Annotated in this window: 15 protein-coding genes; 12 read left to right on the top strand and 3 right to left on the bottom strand. The window is 65.7% G+C overall.

All coding sequences use genetic code 11. The features are described 5' to 3' along the window. Positions 1 to 245: 245 nt before the first annotated feature. From HWX53_RS22795 to pyrF, 11 genes are all read left to right on the top strand, one after another. Positions 246 to 1160: an IclR family transcriptional regulator gene (locus HWX53_RS22795; protein ID WP_241269802.1), complete on the top strand. Its 915-nt coding sequence runs from the start codon at positions 246 to 248 to the stop codon at positions 1158 to 1160. Further along, entirely contained in the window at positions 1157 to 2122 is a 966-nt protein-coding gene (locus HWX53_RS22790) for a 2-dehydro-3-deoxygalactonokinase (RefSeq protein WP_175945089.1), read from the top strand. Before HWX53_RS22795 ends, HWX53_RS22790 begins: the two co-directional genes overlap by 4 nt. A gap of 38 nt (positions 2123 to 2160) precedes the next feature. Further along, complete coding sequence (locus HWX53_RS22785) at positions 2161 to 2838, top strand: 2-dehydro-3-deoxy-6-phosphogalactonate aldolase (protein ID WP_175945087.1); 678 nt, start codon at positions 2161 to 2163, stop codon at positions 2836 to 2838. Continuing rightward, complete coding sequence (locus tag HWX53_RS22780; RefSeq protein WP_175945085.1) at positions 2835 to 3614, top strand: SDR family oxidoreductase; 780 nt, start codon at positions 2835 to 2837, stop codon at positions 3612 to 3614. The genes HWX53_RS22785 and HWX53_RS22780 overlap by 4 nt, the downstream gene beginning before the upstream one ends. 131 nt (positions 3615 to 3745) lie before the next feature. Then, positions 3746 to 4753 (top strand): arabinose ABC transporter substrate-binding protein, encoded by a 1008-nt coding sequence (locus tag HWX53_RS22775; RefSeq protein ID WP_175945084.1) that lies wholly within the window; start codon positions 3746 to 3748, stop codon positions 4751 to 4753. 58 nt (positions 4754 to 4811) lie between these two features. Beyond that, the gene (gene araG / locus HWX53_RS22770; protein WP_175945082.1) at positions 4812 to 6326 is read left to right on the top strand and encodes an L-arabinose ABC transporter ATP-binding protein AraG; all 1515 of its coding nucleotides are present in this window, start codon (positions 4812 to 4814) and stop codon (positions 6324 to 6326) included. A 26-nt stretch (positions 6327 to 6352) separates the two neighbouring features. Continuing rightward, positions 6353 to 7369 carry an L-arabinose ABC transporter permease AraH gene (gene araH / locus HWX53_RS22765; protein ID WP_175945080.1) on the top strand — a complete coding sequence of 339 codons (1017 nt, stop codon included), beginning with the start codon at positions 6353 to 6355 and terminating at the stop codon, positions 7367 to 7369. Between the two features lie 16 nt (positions 7370 to 7385). Then, positions 7386 to 8174: an SDR family oxidoreductase gene (locus tag HWX53_RS22760; RefSeq protein ID WP_175945078.1), complete on the top strand. Its 789-nt coding sequence runs from the start codon at positions 7386 to 7388 to the stop codon at positions 8172 to 8174. Continuing rightward, positions 8165 to 9076 carry an SMP-30/gluconolactonase/LRE family protein gene (locus tag HWX53_RS22755; protein WP_175945077.1) on the top strand — a complete coding sequence of 304 codons (912 nt, stop codon included), beginning with the start codon at positions 8165 to 8167 and terminating at the stop codon, positions 9074 to 9076. Before HWX53_RS22760 ends, HWX53_RS22755 begins: the two co-directional genes overlap by 10 nt. A 92-nt stretch (positions 9077 to 9168) precedes the next feature. Further along, positions 9169 to 10275 (top strand): aldose 1-epimerase, encoded by a 1107-nt coding sequence (locus HWX53_RS22750; RefSeq protein ID WP_175945075.1) that lies wholly within the window; start codon positions 9169 to 9171, stop codon positions 10273 to 10275. Between the two features lie 140 nt (positions 10276 to 10415). Next, positions 10416 to 11228 carry an orotidine-5'-phosphate decarboxylase gene (pyrF, locus tag HWX53_RS22745; protein WP_175945073.1) on the top strand — a complete coding sequence of 271 codons (813 nt, stop codon included), beginning with the start codon at positions 10416 to 10418 and terminating at the stop codon, positions 11226 to 11228. A 494-nt stretch (positions 11229 to 11722) separates the two neighbouring features. Here pyrF and HWX53_RS22740 read toward each other — a convergent pair whose 3' ends face one another. Genes HWX53_RS22740 through thiL form a run of 3 tightly spaced genes read right to left on the bottom strand, consistent with a single transcriptional unit; the run spans position 11723 to position 13779 of the window. Beyond that, entirely contained in the window at positions 11723 to 12223 is a 501-nt protein-coding gene (locus HWX53_RS22740) for a CinA family protein (RefSeq protein WP_175945071.1), read from the bottom strand. A 31-nt stretch (positions 12224 to 12254) separates the two neighbouring features. Then, entirely contained in the window at positions 12255 to 12800 is a 546-nt protein-coding gene (locus HWX53_RS22735; protein ID WP_175945069.1) for a phosphatidylglycerophosphatase A, read from the bottom strand. Further along, a complete protein-coding gene (gene thiL, locus HWX53_RS22730) occupies positions 12790 to 13779 on the bottom strand; it encodes a thiamine-phosphate kinase (RefSeq protein WP_175945067.1) in 990 nt (329 codons plus the stop codon). The genes HWX53_RS22735 and thiL overlap by 11 nt, the downstream gene beginning before the upstream one ends. 253 nt (positions 13780 to 14032) lie before the next feature. On the opposite strand from thiL, the gene HWX53_RS22725 reads away from it, so the two are divergent. After that, positions 14033 to 16327 carry an NADP-dependent malic enzyme gene (locus HWX53_RS22725; protein WP_175945065.1) on the top strand — a complete coding sequence of 765 codons (2295 nt, stop codon included), beginning with the start codon at positions 14033 to 14035 and terminating at the stop codon, positions 16325 to 16327. Positions 16328 to 16420: the final 93 nt, after the last annotated feature.

Genomic DNA, 16420 nt, shown 5'->3' with positions numbered 1-16420 from the left:
TTATGTGAACAGCGCGGTCACATATTGAAGATTTGAGATAGCCGGAACTACAATCCGGTCCAAGCCTTCGACGACACCGCCAGAAGGCACTGCAGAGGCCAAGACACCTCGCGCCAACAAGAACAAAACCGGAGACACGTCATGCATTCGATCGCCTGCCCGCGCTCGCGGGTCGCGCCGCACGATTTATCCGCCTCACGCGAAAAGCGCGCGCCGTCTTGCTCGCTCATCGAGGGGTGATCGACATGACCAAGCTCCAGCATGCCGATACGGACAACGGCCTAGCCGCCAACGACGCCCGCGCGCGCGAAACCGGCCGCCGCGACGCCGACGCCATCGCGCTGCCGAGCGCGCTCGTCGATGTCACGCCGCAGCAGGCCGGCACGCAGACGCTGCTGCGCGGCCTCGCGATTCTCGAAGCGGCCGCGAACGGCGCGCGCGATCTGCGCTCGTTCAGCGCGGCGCTCGGCACGACGCGCAGCACCACGCACCGGCTCGTAAGTTCGCTCGTGCAGGCGCGGTATCTGCGGCAAGTGCAGGGCGGCTATCTGCTCGGGCCGAAGCTGATCGAACTCGGCACCATCGCGCTGGAACAGATGCCGCTGACGGCGGTCGCGCGTCCGCATCTACAGGCGCTCGCGCAGCATACGCACGACACGATTCACCTGGGCGTGCGCGACGGCGACGACGTGCTCTACATCGACAAGATTCCCGGCACGCGCGGGCTCGAAATGCGTTCGCGCGTCGGGCACCGCATGCCGCTCGCATCGACGGGCATCGGCAAGGCGATGATGCTCGACCTCGAAGCGAACGCGTGGAAGAAGCTGCTCGACGCGTCGCACCGGGCGCTCGCCCGCACGAGCTTCAAGCCGGAGAACCGCCCGGACGTCGATACATTTCTTCAGCGCATGACGCGCTATTCGCAAGGCGGTTACACCTTCGACCTCGAAGAGAACGAGGCGTCGATTCGCTGCGTGGCCGCGCCCGTGCGCGATGCGTCGGGCGCGATCGTCGCGGCGCTTTCTGTCGCGAGCACCATCCCTTATATGCCGGACGAGCGTATGGAAGAACTGATCCCGGTCGTGCAGCGCGAAGCGCGTTCGATCTCCGAAGAACTCGGCTGGCGCGCGCCGCAGGCCAATCGCAGGATCAAGCGATGACCGCGCCCGCTCTCATTGCGCTCGACTGGGGCACCACGTCCCTGCGCGCCTATCTGCTCGGCGACGACGCTAAGGCGCTCGACACCCGCGCGTCGTCGGCAGGCATCATGAAGCTGCCCGCCGGCGGCTTCGACGAGGCGTTCGAGGAAACCTGCGGTGCGTGGCTCGACGCGCATCCGCGCTTGCCGGTAATCGCGGCGGGCATGATCGGCAGCGCGCAAGGCTGGATCGAAGCGCCGTATGTCGATACGCCCGCCGACGCCAACGCGCTCGTCGCGGGCATCGTCACGGTGACGGCGGCGCGCGGCGTGACCGTGCGCGTGGTGCCGGGCGTGCTCGAACGCGGCGTGTTGCCGAACGTGATGCGCGGCGAGGAAACGCAGATCGTCGGCGCGCTTTCGGCCGATGCGTCGCTGTCCGCGCCCGGCGGCGCGCTGATCGGCCTGCCCGGCACGCATGCGAAATGGGCGTTCGTCGAAGGCGGCCGTATCGAGCGTTTCTACACCTTCATGACCGGCGAGACGTTCGGCGCGCTTCGCGACCACACGATTCTCGGCCGCACGATGCAGCACGGCGCGGCCCCCGATGCGGCCGCGTTCATTCGCGGTGTCGATACCGCGCGCGATGCCGGTCATCCCGGCGTGCTCGCGACCATTTTCAGCACGCGCACGCTGGGCCTCACCGGGCAACTGACGCCCGAACAGCAGCCGGATTACTTGTCGGGACTGCTCATCGGCCATGAACTGCGCGGGCTGAACGAAGTGCTGGCGCGGGATGCGTCGTCGCTCGCGGGCAGGACGCTGCGCCTCATCGGCAACGATGCGCTCTGCGACCGCTATCGCGCCGCGCTCGCGCGTTTCGACTGCCAGGACGCGCAGACGGTCGCGCACGCCACCGAACACGGTCTGTACCGAATCGCCGCGCAAGCCGGGCTCGTGACCGCGCCCGCGAGCGCCGGCTGACGCACGCAGACGAACCCGAACACGCAAGGAGCAAGACGATGCAACCTCACATCAATCTGCCCGCGCCGTACGAGATGCACGCCGGTCTCGCGAAGGCGTTCGCTCAGTGTCCGCTCATCGCGATTCTGCGCGGCGTCACGCCCGCCGATGCCGCCGAGCACGGCCGCGCGCTCTACGAAGCGGGCTTTCGCATCGTCGAGGTGCCGCTCAATTCGCCACAGCCGTTCGACAGCATCGCGGCGATCCGGCAGGCGCTGCCGGACGACGCCATCGTGGGGGCGGGCACGGTGCTGCATCCGAGTTACGTCGACAACGTGAAAGACGCGGGCGGCGAACTGATCGTGATGCCGCACAGCGACGGCGACGTGGTTCGCGCCGCGAAGGCGCACGGACTCGCGTGCGCGCCGGGCGTCACCACGCCGAACGAAGGTTTTCTCGCGCTGAAGAACGGCGCGGACGTGCTGAAAATGTTCCCCGCCGAGCAACTCGGCCCGACGGTGGTGAAGGCGTGGCGGGCGGTCATCGCGAAGGAAGTGCCGCTCGTGCCGGTCGGCGGCATCGCGCCGGACAACATGGGGCCGTTTCTGACGGCGGGCGCGAACGGCTTCGGCTTGGGCTCCGCGCTCTACAAGCCGGGGCAAAGCGTGAGCGTGACGGCATCGCACGCGAAGGCGTTCGTCGAAGGACTCGCCATCGCGAAGGGTGAGAAGCGATGAACCGGCTCGCCGGCAAAGTCGCGATGGTCACCGGCGCGGGCCGCGGCATCGGCGCGGCGATCGCGCTGGCGTTCGCGCGCGAAGGCGCGGCGGTCGCGCTCGCGGAACTGGATATCGAGACGGCGCGCGAGACGGCGAAGCGCATCGCCGACGAAACGCAATCCGAGCGCGTCGTTGCGGTGCAGACCGACGTGACGCAAAGCGCGTCAGTGAAAGACGCCGTCGCGCAAACGGAAGCGAAGTTCGGCGCGCTCGACACGCTCGTGAACAACGCCGGCATCAACGTGTTCTGCGATCCGCTCACCATGACCGACGACGACTGGCGGCGCTGCTTCGCCGTCGATCTCGACGGCGTGTGGAATGGCTGCCGCGCGGTGCTGCCGGGCATGGTGGAACGCAGCCGGGGCAGTATCGTGAATATCGCCTCGACGCACAGCTTCAAGATCATCCCGGGCTGCTTTCCGTATCCGGTCGCGAAGCACGGCGTCATCGGCCTGACGCGCGCGCTCGGCATCGAATACGCGCCGAACAACGTACGCGTGAATGCCATCGCGCCGGGTTACATCGAAACGCAACTGACGCTGGACTGGTGGGACTCGCAAGCCGATCCGAAGGCAGCGCGGCAGGCGACGCTCGATCTCCAGCCGATGAAGCGCATCGGCAAGCCGCAGGAAGTCGCGATGACGGCGGTGTTCCTCGCATCGGACGAAGCGCCGTTCATCAACGCGAGCTGTATCACCGTGGATGGCGGGCGTTCCGCGCTGTACCACGACTGAAGACATACGAACCAAAAGAAATGACGCACTGGCCGCGGTGCGGCATCCACGCAGAAAGACACGCGGCCACACGCCTGCCACCGCCCGCACGCGGGTATTTTGAGACAACGGAAAAGATCGGGAGACAAAAGATGAAACGCAGACTGTTCCTCACGCTGATCGCCGCGGCCACGGCCACGAGCGCCACGATGATCGCCGCGCCCGTCGCGCAGGCCGCCGACGATGTCAAGATCGGCTTTCTCGTGAAGCAGCCGGAAGAGCCGTGGTTCCAGGACGAATGGAAATTCGCCGAGACCGCCGCCAAGGAGAAGGGCTTCACGCTCGTGAAGATCGGCGCGCCGTCGGGCGAAAAAGTGATGAGCGCGATCGACAACCTCGCCGCGCAGAAGGCGCAGGGTTTCATCATCTGCACGCCGGACGTGAAGCTCGGGCCGGGCATCGTCGCGAAGGCGAAGGCCGACAAGCTGAAGATGATGACCGTGGATGACCGCCTCGTCGATGGTTCCGGCAAGCCGATCGAGTCGGTGCCGCACATGGGCATTTCGGCCTACAACATCGGCAAGCAAGTGGGCGACGGCATCGCCGCCGAGATCAAGAAGCGCGGCTGGGACATGAAGGATGTCGGCGCAATCGACGTGACTTACGAGCAATTGCCGACCGCGCATGACCGCACGAGTGGCGCGACCGACGCGCTTCTCGCCGCCGGTTTCCCGAAGGCGAACATCATTGCCGCGCCGCAAGCGAAGACCGACACGGAGAACGCGTTCAACGCGGCGAACATCGCGCTCACGAAGAACCCGCAGTTCAAGCACTGGGTCGCCTACGGCCTGAACGACGAAGCCGTGCTCGGCGCGGTTCGCGCGGCGGAAGGCCGCGGCTTCAAGGCGGACAACATGATCGGCATCGGCATCGGCGGATCGGATTCGGCGTTGAACGAGTTCAAGAAGCCGAACCCGACGGGCTTCTACGGCACGGTCATCATCAGCCCGAAGCGTCACGGCGAAGAGACCTCCGAGCTGATGTACGCGTGGATCAAGGACGGCAAGGCGCCGCCGCCGCTCACGCTCACGACGGGCATGCTCGCCACGCGTGAGAACGTGTCGTCGGTGCGTCAGCAAATGGGCCTGGCGTCGAACTAAATCCATCGAGGCAGGCGGGCCGCACGACAGCGCGGCCCGCAGAGAACAAGGAGGCGATGTGTCAGCGACGCTGCGTTTTGACAATATCGGCAAGGTGTTTCCAGGCGTGCGCGCGCTCGACGGCGTGTCGTTCGACGTCAACGCCGGCGAAGTTCACGGTTTGATGGGCGAGAACGGCGCGGGTAAATCCACCTTGCTCAAGATTCTCGGCGGCGAGTATCAGCCCGACTCGGGGCGCGTGCTCATCGACGAGAAAGAAGTGCATTTCGGAAGCGCCGCGGCTTCGATTGCATCGGGCATCGCGGTGATTCACCAGGAGTTGCAGTACGTGCCGGACTTAACCGTCTCCGAGAACCTGCTGCTCGGCGCGCTGCCGAACCGGCTCGGCTGGGTGGACAAGCGTGCGGCGAAGAAGCACGTGCGCGAGCGGCTCGCCGCGATGGGCGTCGATCTCGATCCCAACGCGAAGCTGCGCAAGCTCTCCATCGCGCAGCGGCAGATGGTCGAGATCTGCAAGGCGCTCTTGCGCAATGCGCGCGTGATCGCGCTCGACGAGCCGACTTCGTCGCTCTCGCACCGCGAAACCGAAGTGCTGTTCAAGCTCGTGCGCGACCTGAAGGCGGACAAGCGCGCGCTCATCTATATCTCGCACCGCATGGACGAGATCTACGAGCTATGCGACGCGTGCACCATTTTCCGCGACGGCCGCAAGATCGCGTCGCACACGCGCTTGGCCGAAGTGCCGCGCGACACGCTCGTGCAGGAGATGGTCGGCCGCGAAATCTCGGATATCTATAACTATCGTCCGCGCAAACTGGGCGACGTGCGCTTCGCGGTGCAGAACGTGCAGGGCGAGGCGCTTTCCGCGCCGGTGAACTTCGAGGTGCGGCGCGGGGAAATCGTCGGGTTCTTCGGGCTCGTCGGCGCGGGACGCAGCGAACTCATGCATCTGGTTTACGGCGCGGACAAGAAGAAGGAAGGCACGATTCAGCTCGACGGCCGGCCGATCAAGATTCGCAGCACCGGCGAAGCGATTCGCCACGGCATCGTGCTGTGCCCGGAGGATCGGAAGGAAGAGGGCATCGTCGCGATGGCGACTGTTGCGGAGAACATCAACATCTCGTGCCGCCGTCATTTTCTGCGCGCGGGGCTTTTTCTCGACCGCAAGAAAGAAGCCGAGACCGCGGACCGCTTCATTCAGCTTCTGAAGATCAAGACGCCGAGCCGCCGTCAGCGCATCCGGTTTCTGTCGGGCGGCAATCAGCAGAAGGCGATTCTCTCGCGCTGGCTCGCCGAGCCGGATCTCAAGGTCGTGATTTTGGATGAACCGACGCGCGGCATCGACGTCGGCGCGAAGCACGAAATCTACAACGTGATCTATCAACTGGCGGAGCGTGGCTGCGCGATCGTGATGATCTCGTCGGAACTGCCGGAAGTGCTCGGCGTGTCCGATCGCATCGTCGTGATGCGGCAAGGGCGCGTCGCGGGCGAATTGGCGCGCGGACAGGCGAACGAACAGTCGGTGTTGAGCCTCGCGCTGCCGCAATCGGAGACGGTCGCCGAGGCCGCGTAAAAGTTAAAGGGGACAAGGGACGAATCATGGAAGCCAGAGAAAACATCGTGGGACAGGCTAGCGAAACGGTCGCGAACGCGCTGATCCCGCAGAGAAGCGACAAGCAGAAGTGGTGGCAGCAGATCACGGAATACAGCCTGATCGTGATCTTCATCGTGATGTTCGTCACGATGTCACTGACCGTCGATCACTTTTTCTCCATCGAGAACATGCTCGGGCTGGCGCTGTCGATCTCGCAGATCGGCATGGTCGCCTGCACGATGATGTTCTGCCTCGCCTCGCGCGACTTCGACTTGTCGGTGGGTTCGACCATCGCGTTCGCGGGCGTGCTCTGCGCGATGGTGCTGAACGCGACGAACAATACGTTCATCGCGATCATCGCGGCGGTGGCGGCGGGCTCGGTGATCGGCTTCGTGAACGGGGCGGTGATCGCGTATCTGCGCATCAACGCGCTGATCACCACGCTCGCGACCATGGAAATCGTGCGCGGGCTCGGCTTTATCGTGTCGCACGGGCAGGCGGTGGGCGTGTCGTCGGATACCTTCATCGAAATGGGCAGCTTGACCATGCTCGGGATTTCCCTGCCGATCTGGGTCACGCTCGCGTGTTTCATCGTGTTCGGCGTGTTGCTGAACCAGACGGTTTATGGCCGCAACACGCTTGCTATCGGCGGCAATCCGGAAGCGTCGCGGCTCGCGGGCATCAACGTCGAACGCACGCGCGTCTGGATTTTCCTCGTGCAGGGCGCGGTAACGGCGCTTGCAGGCGTTATCCTTGCGTCTCGGATCACGTCGGGACAGCCGAACGCGGCGCAAGGCTTCGAGCTGAACGTGATTTCGGCGTGCGTGCTCGGCGGCGTCTCGCTGCTCGGCGGCCGCGCGACGATTTCCGGCGTGGTGATCGGCGTGCTCATCATGGGCACGGTCGAGAACGTGATGAACCTGTTGAACATCGACGCGTTCTATCAGTACCTCGTGCGCGGCGCGATTCTGCTCGCTGCCGTGTTGCTAGACCAGTTGAAAAATCGCGGATCGCGCGACTGAAAGGACGGCGAAACATATGACATCCATCGACAAATCCCTCGCGCGCTACCCGAGCCTCGCAGGCAAGACCGTGCTCATCACGGGCGGCGCGACCGGCATCGGCGCGGCGTTCGTCGAGCATTTCTTCGATCAGGGCGCGAAAGTGGCGTTCTTCGATATCGACACCGAAGCCGGCGAGGCGCTGGCCGACCGGCTCGGCGCGGACCTTGGCGCGGACCGCACGCGGCCGATGTTCCTGCGCGTGGACCTGACGGACATCGACGCATTGCGCCAAGGCATCGCGGATGTGCGCGGCGCGCTCGGGCCGATCGGCGTGCTCGTGAACAACGCGGCCAACGACAAGCGTCATACGGTTGAGGAAGTCACGCCCGAATCGTTCGATTGGGGCATCGCGGTGAATATCCGTCATCAGTTCTTCGCGGCGCAGGCGGTCGTCGACGACATGAAGCAACTGGGCGGCGGCTCGATCATCAATCTCGGCTCCGTCAGCTGGATGCTCAAGAACCCGAAGCTGCCCGTGTACGTGACGGCGAAATCGGCGGTGCAGGGCTTGACGCGCGGTCTCGCGCGCGACCTCGGCCAGTTCGGCATCCGCGCGAATTCGCTGGTTCCGGGCTGGGTGATGACGGAAAAGCAGAAGCGCCTGTGGCTCGACGAGGCGGGCAAGCTCGCGATCAAGCAGGGACAGTGCATCGACGCCGAAGTGCTGCCCGAGCATCTCGCGCGCGCCGCGCTCTTCCTCGCATCGGACGATAGCAGCATGATGACGGCGCAGGAAATCATCATCGACGGAGGATGGGTCTAATGAACCAAAGCGGCGCGAGCGAAGCAACCGAGGCACGCCTTCTGATCGACAGCCGTTGCGCGCTCGGCGAGGGCGCGACGTGGTGCGCCGCGAGCGGGCGGTTCTACTGGACGGACATCGAAGGCAAGCGGTTCCTGCGATACGATCCGCGCGACGGATCGACCGAAGCCTTCGACATGCCGGAGCGCCTCCCGTGCTTCGCGCTCTGCGCGGACCCGGACTTCGTGCTGCTCGGGCTTGCGTCGCGGCTCGCGTTCTTCCAGTTCTCGACGGGCAAGATCGAGACGATCACGGAAGTCGAAGCCGGCCTGCCGACGCGCCTGAACGACGGCCGCTGCGACCGCGAAGGGCGCTTCGTGTTCGGCACGAAGCACGACGTGGACGATGCAGAGCCGCTCGGCGCTTACTATCGGCTGAACCTGGATTTGTCGCTGGAGCGCCTGCCGCTTGGGCAGTGCGCGATCAACAACAGCACCGCGTTCAGTCCGGACGGCACGACGCTCTACTACTGTGATACGCCGACGCGCCGCATTCGCGTCTGCGATTACCCGAGCCTCGCGAACGACCGCGTGTTCGTCGAACTGACGGACGATACCGGCGCGCCCGACGGCTCCACGGTCGACGCGGAAGGCGGCTTGTGGAACGCGCAGTGGGGCGGGCGGCGCGTGGTGCGCTACGCGCCGGACGGCCGCGAGACGGCGCGCATCGAGGTGCCGAGCGCGCAGCCGAGTTGCGTCGCGTTCGGCGGCGACTCGCTCGATACGCTCTTCGTGACGACGGCGCGCATCGGCCTTTCCGACGACGCGCTCAAAACCGACGCCCACGCGGGCGGCATCTTCACCGCGCAGCCCGGCGTGCGCGGCATCGCGGAGCCGGTTTTCGCCGGCAAGCCGCAAGCATAAGAAACCGAGGCGGCGCGCGATCCGACGCGCCGCCCGTCCAGCCCCCGGCCGCGGCCGCGCCGGGTTTTTCGCCTCTCGATGGAGCACAGGTCATGACGGTTGCGCGCAATGAGCAAAGGGTGAATAGGCCGTCCGCGTCCACGGCGCAGGCGAACGCGCGCCGTTCGCGGCTCGCCGCCGCCGCCGAACCGCCCATCCGGCCGGGGCCGAGCACGGCGGTCGTCGCCATCGGCGGCGCGGCCGTCGAAGGCTGCATCACGCTCGCGAACGCGCACTTGAGGCTCGATGTCGCGCCGGCGCTCGGCGGCGGCGTCACGCGTTTCGACTGGCGTCACGAAGGCGCCCTCGTGCCGATTTTCCGGCCGTGCGCCGAACCGGGCCCGGACACCGATCCGAACCAGCTCGCGTGTTATCCGCTCTTGCCGTATTCGAACCGCATCGGCAACGGGCACTTTCGATTCTCCGGACGCGCCATCGACGTGCCGCGCAATCGCCCGGATGAGCCGCTGCCGCTGCACGGCGACGGCTGGCTCGGCGCGTGGACCGTCGAGGAAGAAGATGCGACGCGTGTGCGTCTCGCGTTCGAGCGCAGCGACGGCAAGCCGTACTCGTTTCGCGCGTCGCAGACGTATGCGCTCGACGAAGCCACGCTCGTCGTCACGCTCGACGTGCAGAACACCGGCGACGAGGCGCTGCCCTTCGGTCTCGGCCTGCATCCGTTTCTGATGCGCGAAGCCGATACCGAGCTTTCCGCGGCGGCGGGCGGCCTATGGCTCTGCGGCGACGACTGGCTTCCGGTGCGCCATGTGCCCGCGCCGCCTGCGTGGCAGTTCGGCGTCGCGTATCCGATGCCGTCCGAAATGGTGAACAACGCGTTCACCGGCTGGAGCGGACGCACGAGCGTGCTCTGGCCGAAGCGCCGTCTATCGCTGACGATTGCCGCCGACACCGATTACTACGTGCTTTATGCGCCACCGGGCGAGGACTTCTTCTGCTTCGAGCCGGTCGATCATCCGATCAACGCGGTGAATCTGCCGGGCGGCGGCGAGGCGAACGGCATGACAGTGCTCGCGCCCGGCGAGCGGCTTTCGCGCGAGTTCCGCTTCACTGTCGAGCGCACCGGCGAGGCCGCGCGCCGCGGCCGGCCGCGCACGCGTGCGGGAGCGAAGGCGCGCGGCCGCGCGGCGCTCGCGCGCTGAACGGGCCGAACCCGCCAAACCCGCCGAACCCGCCGAACCCGCCGAACGCGCCGAACGCACCAAACGCACCAAACGCCCGAACCGGAAAGCGATGCCGCGCACGTTAAAATGCGTGGCATCCCTTTCCGCCGATTTTTCCCATGTCTTTCATCCAGTCGCTCAACGCCGCGTGGTCGCGCACGCAATCGCTCTTGTGCGTCGGCCTCGATCCGGAGCCGTCGAAGTTTCCCGGCGCGCTCGCGGGCCGCGCCGATGCGATCTTCGAATTCTGCAAAAGCATCGTCGATGCCACCGCGCCGTACGCGTCGTCGTTCAAGCCGCAGATCGCGTACTTCGCCGCGCATCGCGCGGAAGATCAGCTCGAAGCGCTGATCGCGCATATTCACGAGAAGCACGCGGGGCTGCCGGTCATTCTCGATGCGAAGCGCGGCGATATCGGCAGCACGGCCGAGCAATACGCGAAGGAAGCGTTCGAGCGCTACAAAGCGGACGCCGTGACGGTGAATCCGTACATGGGTTTCGATTCCATCGAGCCGTATCTCGCGCATGAGGGCAAGGGCGTGATCGTGCTGTGCCGCACGTCGAACGCGGGCGGTTCCGACCTGCAATTCCTGACGACGGACGGCAAGCCGCTGTATCAGGTCGTTGCGAAGCTGGCGGCCGAGAGGTGGAACGCGAGCGGGCAACTGGGGCTCGTCGTCGGCGCGACGTTTCCGAAAGAGATCGAAGCGGTGCGTGGCATTGTCGGCGATATGCCGCTGCTGATTCCGGGCATCGGCGCGCAAGGCGGCGATGTCGAAGCGACCGTCCGCGCGGGCCGCACGGCGAATGGCACGGGCATGCTCATCAACTCGTCGCGCGCCATTCTGTACGCCGGCAAGAGCGACGATTACGCGAACGCGGCGGCCGAAGCCGCGAAGAAGACGCGGGATACGATCAACGCATATCGGTAATGAGGGCGGCGCGGGTTTATCGCTCCCGCTGATGCAGAAAGTCGGGCAGTTTCCGAAGCCTTCGCGCCGCGACCGGCGCAGTCTGACGCTCTGTCGTGCGCGCTGATCCGAGCGTCGAGCATCCTTCGCAGCGTGTGAGCGCTTACCGCCGATGTGCGCGGCGGGACTTGTCGCTTCAGCTAATGCAGGAGCAGCTGGGCCGCGCCCGCTAATTGTCGGGGCGCGGGTTCATCGCTCGCGCGGGCCCTTGAATTCGGGTAGCGTCGTGTAACGACCGCTGATCTACCAGCGCGAGCCTAGGCTTACGGTGATGCGGGAAGTCGTGCAGCCTTCGCGGATTATGCGCGGCAAAAGTTGATTCTCAAGGCGCGCGTGGATGCATAAGTCGAGTGCGCTTTCGAAACAGTCGCAGGCCCCGCGTGATGTGCGCGGCGCGGGTTGATCGCTTGCGCGGCAGCGCCTGCGCCGCGACCGCTTAACCGCACGGCGCGAACTCACCGCTCGCGCTGTTCCAAAAACTCCAGCAACTTCCTCAAAGCGTGCGCCGCCGCCTGCGTGCGCACCTGCTCGCGGTCGCCCTTGAAATGCTGCGTCTCGAACGCGGTATGCAGGCGATTGCTCCACGCAAAGCAAACCGTGCCGACCGGCTTCGCTTCGCTGCCGCCGGCGGGACCGGCGACGCCCGTGATCGACACCGAAACCTGCGCGCGGCTGTTGCGCAGCGCGCCTTCGGCCATGGCTTTCGCGACGGGCTCGCTCACCGCGCCGTGCTGCTCGATCAGCGCGGCCGGCACGCCGATCATCTCCGTTTTCGCCAGATTCGAATACGTGACGAAGCCGCGCTCGAACCACGCGCTACTGCCCGAGATGTCCGTGATCGCGGCCGCCACCATGCCGCCCGTGCACGATTCGGCGGCGGCGAGCATCAGCCGTTCGTCGCGCAGCTTGTTGCCGACGCGGATCGCAAGTTGATGAACGACGGTATCGGTTGGCATGGCGGTGTCTCGCAGACAAAGGAGTGAAACGTCACACGGTCATGCGCCACAGCGCAATCACGAGCAGGCTGAAGAAAGCGGCGACGAGATCATCGAACATGATGCCAAAGCCGCCTTTCAGATGGCGGTCGAAATAGCGTATCGGCGGCGGCTTCACCATGTCGAAGAAGCGAAACACGATGAACGCCCACAACTGTCCGGTGAACGTCGCGGGCGTCACGACCAGCAGCACGAGCCAGAACGCGACGATCTCGTCCCACACCACCGGCGACGGGTCCGCGACGCCCATCTTCTTCGCGGTGAAGCCGCAGAACCAGCATCCGGCGATGAAGCCGACGGCAATCAGCGCGCCCCATTCCGCCACGGTCAGATGCCGGTTGAGCGGCACGAACGACGCCCACGCGAAGAGCGTGCCGACCGTGCCGGGCGCAATGGGCGAAAGGCCGCTGCCGAAGCCGAGCGACAGAATGTGCAGCGGATGCGTGAGCATGAATCGCGCGCTCGCCTTGCGCGGTTTGGCGGGGGACGGCGAACGCGGCGGCGCGGATTCGCTCGCGGCGGTGGGGTCAGTCTGCATGAAAGTGATCGAAGCCTTGCAACGTCAGGGAAAGCGGCGCGCCCGCGCCGTCGCGCCAGGCGATGGCGGGCGCGCCCGCGGAACCGATTGTACCGATGCGCGTGAGCGGCACGTCCAGCCGCTCGCCGATGCGCGCCACCGCATCGCGCGCCTCGCGCGGCGCGGTGAAGCAGAGCTCGTAGTCGTCGCCGCCCGCGAGCGTGCACTGGCGGCGCGCCGTTTCGGGCAGCGCGCGCACCCCGTCGGAACACGGCACGGCGTCGGCATCGAGGGTCGCGCTGACGCCCGAGCGCGTGAGGATGTGCATGAGGTCGCCTGCGAGTCCGTCGGAGATATCGAGCGCCGCGTGCGCGATGCCGGCGAGCGCGAGTCCGAGCGTCACGCGCGGCTCCGGGCGTTCGAGCGCGTGCTTCCATGCCGATGCGCTCGCTTCGTCCGGCGCGCGCCATTCGTCGCGTAACACGCCGAGCCCCGCGCGGGCATCGCCGAGGACGCCCGACACGTAGATGTCGTCGCCCGGTTTTGCTGCGTCGCGTCGCAGCGCCGCGCCGTGCGCCACATCGCCGAATACGGTGATGCAGATGTTGAGCGGCCCGCTCGTCGTGTCGCCGCCGACGAGCGCGCAGTCGAAGCGTTCGGCCAATGCGAACATGCCGTCGCTGAACGCGGCGAGCCACGCTTCGTCGGCGCGCGGCAAGGCGAGCGCGAGCGTGAACGCGTGCGGTTTCGCGCCCATCGCGGCGAGATCCGACAGATTCACCGCGAGCGCCTTGTGGCCGAGCGCGTATGGATCGACGTCGGGGAAAAAGTGACGGCCGGCGACGAGCATGTCCGTCGAGATCGCAAGCTGATGGCCGGCGGGCGGCGCGATCAGCGCGCAGTCGTCGCCGATGCCGAGCGGCGCGTCGCCTTGTCTCGGCGAGGGCGCTTTGGCGCGGCGGGCGAAGTATCGATCGATCAGGGAGAACTCGGAAAGCATCGTCGCGGAAGTGAGTTGATTTGTGCAGTGCAAGAGAGACGCGGCGCGGCAACTACTGGGCGTTGAAAGCGCCGCCGCACGTCTCGAAAAAACGGAATGATGTGTCGAAAGCCTTGCCCAGCCGGGCGATCAGGCGTTCTCCGGTCATGGCACTTGTAGCCGAATTGCATGGACTGCGCGTAAAAGCGGGGCTTGAATGGCGCTACAATGCGTTCGAGGTTCCATTCTAATTCCCGCACTGCTAGCCCGCCTTATGACGACTCCCGCCAATACGAAGTTGCGCGAAGCCGCGCTCGATTATCACGAGTTTCCGACGCCCGGCAAAATCGCGATCGCCCCGACCAAGCAGATGATCAACCAGCGCGACCTCGCGCTGGCGTACTCGCCGGGCGTGGCGTTCGCATGCGAAGCGATCGTCGAAGATCCGCTGAACGCCGCGCGTTTCACCGCGCGCAGCAACCTCGTCGGCGTCGTGTCGAACGGCACGGCGGTGCTCGGGCTCGGCAACATCGGGCCGCTCGCCTCGAAGCCGGTCATGGAAGGCAAGGCCGTGCTCTTCAAGAAGTTCGCCGGCATCGACGTGTTCGACATCGAGCTGAACGAAAGCGACCCGCACAAGCTCGTCGATGTGATCGCCGCGCTGGAGCCGACTTTCGGCGGCATCAATCTGGAAGACATCAAGGCGCCGGACTGCTTCATCGTCGAGCGCGAGGCGCGCAAGCGCATGAAGATTCCGGTCTTCCACGACGACCAGCACGGCACGGCGATCGTCGTCGCGGCGGCCATCACGAACGGCCTGAAGGTGGTCGGCAAGAACATCGGCGAAGTGAAGCTCGTCGCATCCGGCGCGGGCGCGGCGGCGCTCGCGTGTCTGGATCTGCTCGTCGATCTCGGCATGAAGCTCGAGAACATCTTCGTGACGGATCTGGCCGGCGTCGTGTACAAGGGCCGCGTCGAACTCATGGATCCGGACAAGGAACGCTTCGCCCGCGAAACCAGCGCCCGCACGCTTGCCGAAGTGATCGAAGGCGCGGACGTGTTCCTCGGCCTCTCGGCGGGCGGCGTGCTGAAGCAGGACATGGTGAAGGGCATGGCCGCGAAGCCGCTGATTCTCGCGCTCGCCAATCCGACGCCCGAAATCCTGCCGGAACTCGCGCTGGAAGTGCGTCCGGACGCGGTGCTCGCCACCGGCCGCACGGACTACCCGAATCAGGTCAACAACGTGCTGTGCTTTCCGTTCATCTTCCGTGGCGCGCTGGATGCCGGCGCGACGACGATCACGAAGGAAATGGAAATCGCGGCAGTGAACGCGATCGCCGAACTCGCGCGTCAGGAGCAGAGCGATATCGTCGCGACGGCGTATGGCATTCAAGACTTGTCGTTCGGGCCGGAATATCTGATTCCGAAGCCGTTCGATCCGCGTCTCATCGTGAAGATCGCGCCCGCGGTGGCGAAAGCCGCGATGGAATCCGGCGTGGCCACGCGTCCTATCGAAGACATGGACGCCTACGAGCAGCACTTGCAGCAGTTCGTCTACCACAGCGGCACGACGATGAAGCCGGTGTTCCAGCTCGCGCGCAGCGTGGAGCCGGAGAAAAAGCGCATCGTGTTCGCGGAAGGCGAGGAAGAGCGCGTGCTGCGCGCGGTGCAGATCGCCGTGGACGAGAAGATCGCGAAGCCCATTCTCATCGGCCGTCCGGCAGTCATTCAACAGCGCATCACGAAGTTCGGCCTGCGCCTTACGCCGGGCGTCGACTTCACCGTGGTCGACACGGACCACGACGAGCGTTATCGCGACTTCTGGCAGACCTATTACGCGATGATGGCGCGCAAGGGCATCAGCCAGCAGATGGCGAAGCTGGAAATGCGCCGCCGCACCACGCTGATCGGCTCCATGCTCGTGAAGAAGGGCGAAGCGGACGGCATGATCTGCGGCACGGTGAGCACGACGCATCGGCATCTGCACTTCATCGACCAGGTGATCGGCAAGAAGGACGGCTGCAACGTGTACGCGGCGATGAACGCGCTCGTGCTGCCGGGCCGCCAGATCTTTATCGTCGATACGCACGTGAACGTCGACCCGACGCCGGAGCAGCTCGCCGAAATCACGATTCTCGCGGCGGAAGAAGTGAAGCGCTTCGGCATCATGCCGAAGATCGCGCTCTTGTCGCACTCGAACTTCGGCACGAGCAACGCGCCGACCGCGCAAAAGATGCGCGACGTGCTCGCCATCCTGAAGGAGCGCGCGCCCGATCTCGACGTGGACGGCGAAATGCACGGCGACGTGGCGCTGGACGCCCGTCTGCGCAAGGAAGTGCTGCCCGAATCGACGCTCGAAGGCGACGCGAATCTGTTGATCCTGCCGAACATCGACGCGGCGAACATCTCGTACAACCTGCTGAAGACGGCAGCGGGCAACAACATCGCGATCGGGCCGATCCTGCTCGGCGCGGCGAAGCCCGTGCACGTGCTGACGGCTTCGGCGACGGTGCGGCGCATCGTGAATATGACGGCGTTGCTGGTGGCGGACGCATCGGCGGCGCGCTGATTCTCGCTGGATGTAATCCCCGACGCGGCGGATCTTCCCGCCGCGTTTTTTTTCGCCCAAAAAAAACGTGCCGCGAATGCGGCACGCTGGGGC

This window comes from Caballeronia sp. BCC1704 (assembly GCF_902833455.1).
Classification (GTDB): domain Bacteria; phylum Pseudomonadota; class Gammaproteobacteria; order Burkholderiales; family Burkholderiaceae; genus Caballeronia.
The sequence above is the reverse complement of the archived record's forward strand: the minus strand, read 5'-3'. Positions and strand labels throughout refer to the sequence as shown.

Excerpts from the sequence above, each read along its gene's own strand:
- HWX53_RS22795 (WP_241269802.1), top strand. The coding sequence starts at position 246 with ATGACCAAGCTCCAGCATGCCGATACGGACAACGGCCTAGCCGCCAAC.
- HWX53_RS22775 (WP_175945084.1), top strand. The coding sequence starts at position 3,746 with ATGAAACGCAGACTGTTCCTCACGCTGATCGCCGCGGCCACGGCCACG.
- HWX53_RS22740 (WP_175945071.1), bottom strand. The coding sequence starts at position 12,223 with ATGCCAACCGATACCGTCGTTCATCAACTTGCGATCCGCGTCGGCAAC.
- HWX53_RS22750 (WP_175945075.1), top strand. The coding sequence starts at position 9,169 with ATGACGGTTGCGCGCAATGAGCAAAGGGTGAATAGGCCGTCCGCGTCC.
- HWX53_RS22790 (WP_175945089.1), top strand. The coding sequence starts at position 1,157 with ATGACCGCGCCCGCTCTCATTGCGCTCGACTGGGGCACCACGTCCCTG.
- HWX53_RS22785 (WP_175945087.1), top strand. The coding sequence starts at position 2,161 with ATGCAACCTCACATCAATCTGCCCGCGCCGTACGAGATGCACGCCGGT.
- pyrF (WP_175945073.1), top strand. The coding sequence starts at position 10,416 with ATGTCTTTCATCCAGTCGCTCAACGCCGCGTGGTCGCGCACGCAATCG.
- araH (WP_175945080.1), top strand. The coding sequence starts at position 6,353 with ATGGAAGCCAGAGAAAACATCGTGGGACAGGCTAGCGAAACGGTCGCG.
- HWX53_RS22780 (WP_175945085.1), top strand. The coding sequence starts at position 2,835 with ATGAACCGGCTCGCCGGCAAAGTCGCGATGGTCACCGGCGCGGGCCGC.
- HWX53_RS22725 (WP_175945065.1), top strand. The coding sequence starts at position 14,033 with ATGACGACTCCCGCCAATACGAAGTTGCGCGAAGCCGCGCTCGATTAT.
- HWX53_RS22760 (WP_175945078.1), top strand. The coding sequence starts at position 7,386 with ATGACATCCATCGACAAATCCCTCGCGCGCTACCCGAGCCTCGCAGGC.
- HWX53_RS22735 (WP_175945069.1), bottom strand. The coding sequence starts at position 12,800 with ATGCAGACTGACCCCACCGCCGCGAGCGAATCCGCGCCGCCGCGTTCG.
- HWX53_RS22755 (WP_175945077.1), top strand. The coding sequence starts at position 8,165 with ATGGGTCTAATGAACCAAAGCGGCGCGAGCGAAGCAACCGAGGCACGC.
- thiL (WP_175945067.1), bottom strand. The coding sequence starts at position 13,779 with ATGCTTTCCGAGTTCTCCCTGATCGATCGATACTTCGCCCGCCGCGCC.